This is a genomic window from Micromonospora antibiotica, from assembly GCF_017599305.1.
In the GTDB taxonomy this organism is placed as follows: domain Bacteria; phylum Actinomycetota; class Actinomycetes; order Mycobacteriales; family Micromonosporaceae; genus Micromonospora; species Micromonospora antibiotica.
On sequence record NZ_JAGFWR010000049.1, the window covers coordinates 1 to 7,112 of the forward strand.

The following is a 7,112-nucleotide window of genomic DNA, read 5'->3' on the forward strand; positions in this document are numbered from 1 at the left end:
TCGACGAAGTCGCCCACGAACTCAACACCCGACCCCGCGAAACACTCGACTGGAACACACCAGCCCAACGCCTCGCACAACTCATCGTCCCCTAACGATTGCACTCACCCCTTGACCCCGCCCCCCTGTTCCTGACCCAAACCTCTTGATCACCGAACACCAGCGCCGTCGAGGTCGGGTGATCAAGAGGTTTACGTCATTTGTCGGCGGAATTTTGGCGTAAACCTCTTGATCACCGGGGCGAGGCGAGGAGGGCGGGAGGAGGCGGGCGGGAAGCGGCGGGGGCGGGGTGGAGGGGGTGGGGTCAGGGGAGGGTGTGGGTGGTGCGTTCGGTGGTGGCGCGGGTGGGGAAGCGGGAGCGGTCGGGGTTGCCGGTCAGCACGACCGTCGCCCCCCGCAGCAGCGGGGCGAGCAGCCAGTCGCGCGGGTCGGGGTGGGCGGTCGCGTCGATGAGCAGCCGGTCGCCGGGGGAGATGCCGAGGGCCGTCGCGCGGGCGTCCGCCTCGGCCAGCAGGGCCGCGTCGGTGGGGCCACCCTGGCCGGACGGGGTGAAGTGGTCACCCTGGGTGCGTACCTCGACGACGTAGTCGGCGAAGCCGGCGGGGACCTCGCGCAGCGGGGCGGCGAACGGGGCGAGCGCCAGCGCGTACCGGTCGCCGGCCGGCCAGGCGTCGGCCTCGGCCACCCGGTCGGCGGCGGCGAAGAGCACGTCCACGTCACCCGGTTCGTCACGCACCGTCAACCCGGCCGACCAGCAGCCGAGTAGCACGGCGGCGGTCTGCCAGTGCGGTGGCAGCAGCACCCCGGCCGGGTCGCCGGGGCTCAGGGCCAACTCGTCGACGAGCAGGTTTGCGGTCTTGGCCACCCAGTTCGCCAGGGTCGCGCCGGAGAGTTCGGTGCGTTCGCCGGTGGCGTCGTCGTACCAGGTCAGCAGGGGGCGGGCGGGGTCGGCCGCGATCGCGGCGGCGAACACCCGGGCAATGTTGTCGGCCATCGGCGCGAACGATACGCCCCTGTCGCCCGTATTCGATGACGATGACAAGTCGGCGTACGGTCGGGTCGGAGTCAGCGTCCGCGCCACGCTCCGGCGTAGGCTTGCCCGGAGTGTTGTTCCCCACAAACCAGTTAGTGCTAGGAGTCGCCCCGTGACCGCCGGTCGCCCGCCCCGCGTGCTCATCGACGCCACGAGTGTCCCCGCCGACCGTGGCGGCGTCGGTAGATACGTCGATGGCCTGCTCGGGGCCCTCGGCACAGTGTGCGGGGAAACGGTCGACCTGGTCGTGGTGAGCCTGCGCACCGACCTGGAGCGCTACACCCGGATGCTGCCCGGTGCCGAGGTGATCCCCGCTCCGGCCGCTGTCGCCCACCGCCCGGCCCGGCTCGCCTGGGAGCAGACCGGCCTGCCGTTGCTCGCCCAGCAGGTCGGTGCCGAGGTGCTGCACTCGCCGTTCTACACCTGCCCGCTGCGGGCCGGCTGCCCGGTCACGGTGACCGTGCACGACGCGACGTTCTTCACCGAGCCGGAGCACTACGACAAGTCCCGGCGGACGTTCTTCCGCAGCGCGATCAAGACGTCGCTGCGCCGGGCCAGCCGGGTGATCGTGCCGAGCAAGGCCACCCGTGACGAGTTGATCCGGCTGCTCGACGCCGACCCGACCCGGATCGACGTGGCTTACCACGGGGTCGACCAGGACGCCTTCCACGCCCCGGGCGAGGAGGAGAAGGCGCGGGTACGGGCCCGGCTGGGGCTCGGCGGCAGCAGCTACGTCGCCTTCCTCGGGGCCAAGGAGCCGCGCAAGAACGTACCCAATCTGATCCGGGGTTGGGCGCGGGCGGTGGGCGACCGGGAGAACCCGCCGGCCCTGGTGGTCGCCGGTGGTCAGGGGCACGACGACGACATCGACCGCGCGGTGGCCGAGGTCCCGTCGCACCTGCGGTTGCTGCGTCCCGGTTACCTGCGCTACGCCGACCTGCCCGGCTTCCTCGGCGGGGCGCTGGTCGCCGCCTACCCGTCGTACGGCGAGGGGTTCGGTCTGCCGATCCTGGAGGCGATGGCCTGCGCCGCGCCGGTGCTCACCACGCCCCGGCTCTCACTGCCCGAGGTGGGCGGTGACGCGGTCGCGTACACCAGTGAGGACCCGGACCAGATCGCCACCGACCTGGCCGCCCTGCTCGACGACGAGCAGCGCCGGTCGTCGCTGGCCAAGGCCGGTGTCGACCGGGCCAAGGAGTTCACCTGGGCGTCCAGCGCCGAGGTGCACATCGCCGCCTGGAGCCGGGCGCGTTCCTGAGTGGTCGCTGACCGTACGGCGGACCCGGCATCCGACCTGTGGCGGTTCGGGCATGATGTGCTGATGCTCTACGCCGTCATCCCGGCGGGTGGCAGCGGCACGAGGTTGTGGCCGCTGTCCCGCGCGGGGCACCCCAAGTTCCTCCATCCGCTCACCGGCACCGACGCGTCGCTGCTCCAGGCGACCGTGGGCCGGCTCGCGCCGTTGACCACACCGGAGCGCATCCTGGTGGTCACCGGGGCCGCCCACGCGGCGGCGGTGGCCCGGCAGCTGAGCGGGGTGCCGGAGGAGAACATCCTGGTGGAGCCGTCGCCCCGGGACTCCTGCGCGGCGATCGCCCTGGCGGCGGCGGTGATCGCCCGGCGGGACGAGACGGCGGTGATGGGCTCCTTCGCCGCCGACCACCTGATCCGCGACCCGGCCACCTGGGTGCAGACGGTCCGGGCGGCGATCGGCGGTGCCGAGCAGGGGCTGCTGATGACGGTGGGGATCACCCCGACCCGGGCGGAGACCGGTTACGGCTACCTGGAGACCGGTGAGCCGACCGGCGACGGCCCGATGCGTCCGGTGACCGAGTTCAAGGAGAAGCCGGCCGCGCCGGTCGCCGAGGCGTACCTGCGTTCGGGCCGGCACCTCTGGAACGCCAGCATGTTCGTCTGGCGGGTGGACGTCTTCCTCGCCGAGCTGGCCCGCCAGCAGCCCGCCCTGCACGCCGGGGTGATCTCGATCGCGGCGGCCTGGGGCACCCCTGAGCAGGACGAGGTCCTCGGCGCGGTCTGGCCGACACTGCCGAAGATCTCCGTCGACTACGCGGTGATGGAGGGCGCGGCCACCGCCGGCCGGGTCGCCACCGTGCCGGGTGACTTCGGCTGGAACGACGTGGGTGACTTCCACACCCTCGGCGAGGTGTTGCCCGCCGACCCGGCCGGCAACGTGGTGCTGGGCACCGACGCCAAGCCCGGGGTCCTGCTGCACGACGCCCACGACCTGGTGGTGGTGCCGCAGTCGGGTCGGCTGGTCGCCGCTCTCGGGGTCCGTGACCTGATCGTGGTGGACACCCCCGACGCGGTGCTGGTCTGCCCGCGCGACCGGGCCCAGGACGTCAAGGCCCTGGTCGACGAGCTGAAAGCCCGGGGCGAGGACGGGCTGGTCTGACCGTCGGGGCGACCTGACCCCCACCCGGTGGTATGCCGCTCCGGCCGTCGGGCTTTCGCCCGCCGGACGGGCCCACCGCCGGGGCGGGTCGACCGTCTCCCGGGATCGGCTGTCTCCCGGGGTCGGCCGTCTCCCGGGGTCGGCCGTCTCCCGGGGTCGGCCGTCTCCCGGGGTCGGCCGTCGGGCGCGGGTCGGCCCCCGGGCGCGGGTCGGAGCGGGCGGTCAGCGGGCCCGGTGGGCGTGGACGGCCAGGGCCGGCGCGACGAGTTTGGCGGTCCCGCCGGCCAGCGGCTCCGGCAGCCGGTCGGTCGGGAACCAGCCGAGCGCCTCGGATTCGTCGCTGACCTGCTCGACCGCGTCCGGCGGGGCGAAGACCGCGAACCGCACGTCGTGGTGCAGCGAACCACCCTGGCAGCGCACCGGATGGATGTCCACGTCGATCGGTACGGGATCGATGACCAGCCCGGCGATGCCGGACTCCTCGGTGGCCTCGCGCAACGCCGCCCCGGCCAGTGTCTCGTCGCCCGGTTCGCAGTGCCCGCCCAACTGCACCCAGCGGTGCAGCTTGCCGTGCAGGCAGAGCAGCACCCGGGCTCCGGCGGCGTCGAGGATCAGCGCGCTCGCGGTGAGGTGGCCCGGCAGGTGGTGGCGGGTCAGGGCGACCGGACCGTCGGCGAGGAGCGCGAGGGTGCGGTCCCGCGCCTCGGCGGCGTCCGGCCCGGTCGGCGTCCAACCGGCCAGCACCGCCACCGCGTCCGCGTGCAGCGCCACGTTCCCGTCGCCGGGCACTGCGGGGCGGGCTCCGCTGGTCCCGCCCGGCAGGGTGGCGGTGTCCGCCCGGCTGGCGCAGGTGTACCCGGCAGTCCCGCTCGGGCCGGCAGTCCCGCTCGGGCCGGCAGCCCTGCTCGGGTCGGCAGTCACGCTCGGGTCGGTGGGGGTGGCTGGAACGGTGGTGCCGGCCGGGGAGGGGACCGGGGTGGCGGGGAAGGCGTCGGGCATCCCGACACTCTACGAGCGTGCGCTCCGTACCCTGGCGCGGTGAGCCTGAGACTTCTGGAGTTCGTGGTGGCCGGCAACGAGGCCAGCGACCTGTTGCCGGTCCGGTCCCGGTCGCTGCTGCGGGCGTACGACGCCGTCCGTGGTTTCTGGACCGTGCTCGACGAGGGGCCGGTGGAACACTGCCTCGCCCTGCTGCTGGAGCGCACCGACGGCGAGTGGGTCGCCCATCACGTGACGGCCGACGCGGGGGCCGAGAACGGCCGTACCGAGGACGGTGAGGCGCTCGCCGCGCACGACGGCTGGGTGTACGTCTTCGGGTCGCACTTCGGTTCCAAGGCCGGCCCGCTGCGGCCCCGCCGTGCGTTCGTGGCCCGGTTCCGGGAGGACGACGCCGCCACCGGGACGCTGCCGGTGCAGGTGGTCCGTAACCGGTTCCGGGTGCACCGGGCGGTCAACGACGCCCTGGCCAAGGCGGCGTTCACCCCGTTGCCGCCGGGTGAGCGGGTCCGCCAGCGGTTCATCGGCGAGACGGTGTCCCGGGGTACGGCGCGGGCCAAGTCCTGGGTACGCCGGCTGGCCGACGGTGACCTGCCGCTGAACGTGGAGGCGGCGACGTTCACCCCGCACGGGACGGTGCTGCTGGGGCTCCGCTTCCCGGTGACCGTGGACGGGGAACCGGTCCTGGTCGAGCTGGCCGGCATCCCGGAGATGTTCACCCCCGGTGGCGGCTGGCCGCGCGCCGGTCGGGCGTACGTGGTGACCGGTGTGACGCCGCCCGGTGCGCTGGTGGGTTTCCGCGCGATCACCCCGACGCCCGACGGCGGGTACGCGGCGGTGGTCGGGTCGATCGACGCGCTCGGCAAGGGCTCGGTGCTGCTGGATGACCATCCGACCGGTGGCGATGTCACCTCACGGCACGTCCGGTTCCGCTGGGAGCCGACCGACGACGACCGGATCGCGGGTGAGGTGGCGGCCGAGTTGGCGCCGTTCCACAATGTCGAGGGGGTGGCCGAGGTGAACGGACGCAGCTTCTACGTCACCGATGAGGATCATCGGGTGGCGCTCTGGGTCGGCTGAGCCGACCACCGCTCGGGTGGTGGGCCCGGGCGACACCTCCACGGAACCAGGGCCGCAGACCCTCGTGGTGCCTCCCGGACCCACGTCTCCCTGGGCCACAGGCCACCAGGTGGACGGCGGGGAGACCCCCACGCGTCGTACCAGGCAGTAGGAGCATGCCAACCGACGGTACGGGCGTCGAGGTCTTTCAGCCCACGCTTAAAAGTGGAGATAAGTGCCGCCCGGTACAGTTCAGTGGGTCGGCGGGCTCCCCCTGCCCCGCCCCAGGAGCGCTCGATGCTGACCATTCATTTCTCCCAGGAGGACATCCTCCGGACCCGGGTCGCCCCTGCCGCCGACCCGGTCTGGGAGTCGGTCCTCAGCCTGCACCTGCTCCAGGGGCGGACCCGCGACCCGTTGATGGCGGGCTGGCGGCGGGGCGTGGCCACCGGGCTGCGTCGGGAGACCGCCGCCGACCAGTTCCGGCTGCTGTTCGCGCTGAACCCGCCCCGCGGCTACTTCCCCGACTTCCTCACCCCGTACCAGAGCCTCGACGGTTTCGAGGCGGGGCTGGACGCCGTCCGGTCCACCCCGACCGGGCTGCTGCGCCGGGACCTGGCCCTGCTGGCGGGGACGAACCCGTTGCCGCCGTCGGCTGCCGCGCTGGCCCGGGGTGAGCCGGAGGTCCTCCGCCACCTGACGGAGTCGATGGCGCAGTACCGGTCGGTGGCGATCGACCCGTACTGGGGGCGGATCAGGGCCGCCGTGGAGGCCGACCGGGCGGTACGCGCCCGCGCCCTGCTCGACGGTGGGGCGGAGGGACTACTGGCGAGCCTGCGGCCGGGGATGCGCTGGGAATCCGGGGTCCTCCAGGTCCTCGACTATCCGAACCGCCGGGAGTTGCACCTGGACGGTCGAGGGCTGCTGCTGGTGCCCTCGTTCTTCTGTGCGCGTACCCCGGTCGCCCTGCTCGACCCGATGCTGCCGCCGGTGCTGGTCTATCCGGCCGACCGGCTCGGCGGGTTGGACCCGCCCCCGGGCGAGGGTGGCCGGCCCGCCGGCGACGCCGGTAGGGAGGCGCTGGCGGCGCTGCTGGGCCGCACCCGGGCGGCGGTCCTGGAAGTCAGCGACGACGGCGCGACGACCGGCGAGGTGGCCCGGCGGCTGCACATCTCGGCCGCCGCCGTCAGCCAGCACACCACCGTGTTGCGTAACGCCGGGCTGCTGGTCAGCCGCCGCGACCGCAACACGGTGCTGCACACCCTGACCCCGCTCGGCCGGGCCATGCTCGACGCCTGACGCCTGACGCCTGACGCCTGACGCCTGACGCGTGATGCCTGACGCGTGATGCCTGACGCCTGACGTGTGACGCGGCGAGCGGGCAGGTGCGGCTGACCCGGCGGTGTCCAGCCTCGCGGAAGCCGCCACCTCGGCGACCCTGTGGTGATCATGACCGGCTCGGTCGCCCGCCCGGGGAGGGTGCGGGCCGGATGCTCCTATGGAAGTCAAGGGGTGTTGAGGGTGGTGAAGTCGGCGAGGAGGGCGGTGTGGACCTCGCGGACGATGTAGCGCTTGAGGCAGCGCATGATCTCTTTTTTGTTGAGGCCTTGT

At 73.2% G+C, this 7,112-nt stretch carries 6 protein-coding genes; 4 read left to right on the plus strand and 2 right to left on the minus strand.

Annotated elements, in window-relative coordinates; translation table 11 throughout:
* Positions 1–304 precede the first annotated feature (304 nt).
* Positions 305–994 (minus strand): TIGR03089 family protein, encoded by a 690-nt coding sequence (locus JQN83_RS32420; protein WP_208570967.1) that lies wholly within the window; start codon positions 992–994, stop codon positions 305–307.
* A 151-nt stretch (positions 995–1,145) separates the two neighbouring features.
* On the opposite strand from JQN83_RS32420, the gene JQN83_RS32425 reads away from it, so the two are divergent.
* The gene (locus JQN83_RS32425; protein ID WP_208570968.1) at positions 1,146–2,291 is read left to right on the plus strand and encodes a glycosyltransferase family 4 protein; all 1,146 of its coding nucleotides are present in this window, start codon (positions 1,146–1,148) and stop codon (positions 2,289–2,291) included.
* A 63-nt stretch (positions 2,292–2,354) separates the two neighbouring features.
* On the plus strand, positions 2,355–3,446 hold the full coding sequence (locus JQN83_RS32430; protein ID WP_208570969.1) for a mannose-1-phosphate guanylyltransferase: 1,092 nt from the start codon (positions 2,355–2,357) through the stop codon (positions 3,444–3,446).
* Between the two features lie 222 nt (positions 3,447–3,668).
* Here the strand turns inward: JQN83_RS32430 and JQN83_RS32435 are convergent, their stop codons facing one another.
* Complete coding sequence (locus tag JQN83_RS32435) at positions 3,669–4,235, minus strand: NUDIX hydrolase (RefSeq protein WP_307800019.1); 567 nt, start codon at positions 4,233–4,235, stop codon at positions 3,669–3,671.
* Between the two features lie 249 nt (positions 4,236–4,484).
* Between JQN83_RS32435 and JQN83_RS32440 the strand changes: the two genes are divergently transcribed.
* The gene (locus JQN83_RS32440) at positions 4,485–5,522 is read left to right on the plus strand and encodes a hypothetical protein (protein ID WP_208570970.1); all 1,038 of its coding nucleotides are present in this window, start codon (positions 4,485–4,487) and stop codon (positions 5,520–5,522) included.
* 276 nt (positions 5,523–5,798) lie between these two features.
* A complete protein-coding gene (locus JQN83_RS32445) occupies positions 5,799–6,800 on the plus strand; it encodes an ArsR/SmtB family transcription factor (RefSeq protein WP_208570971.1) in 1,002 nt (333 codons plus the stop codon).
* The last annotated feature ends 312 nt before the right edge of the window (positions 6,801–7,112 follow it).

Bases quoted from the DNA above. Each gene is read 5' to 3' on its own strand.
- JQN83_RS32420 (WP_208570967.1), bottom strand. From the start codon at position 994: ATGGCCGACAACATTGCCCGGGTGTTCGCCGCCGCGATCGCGGCCGAC.
- JQN83_RS32430 (WP_208570969.1), top strand. From the start codon at position 2,355: ATGCTCTACGCCGTCATCCCGGCGGGTGGCAGCGGCACGAGGTTGTGG.
- JQN83_RS32445 (WP_208570971.1), top strand. From the start codon at position 5,799: ATGCTGACCATTCATTTCTCCCAGGAGGACATCCTCCGGACCCGGGTC.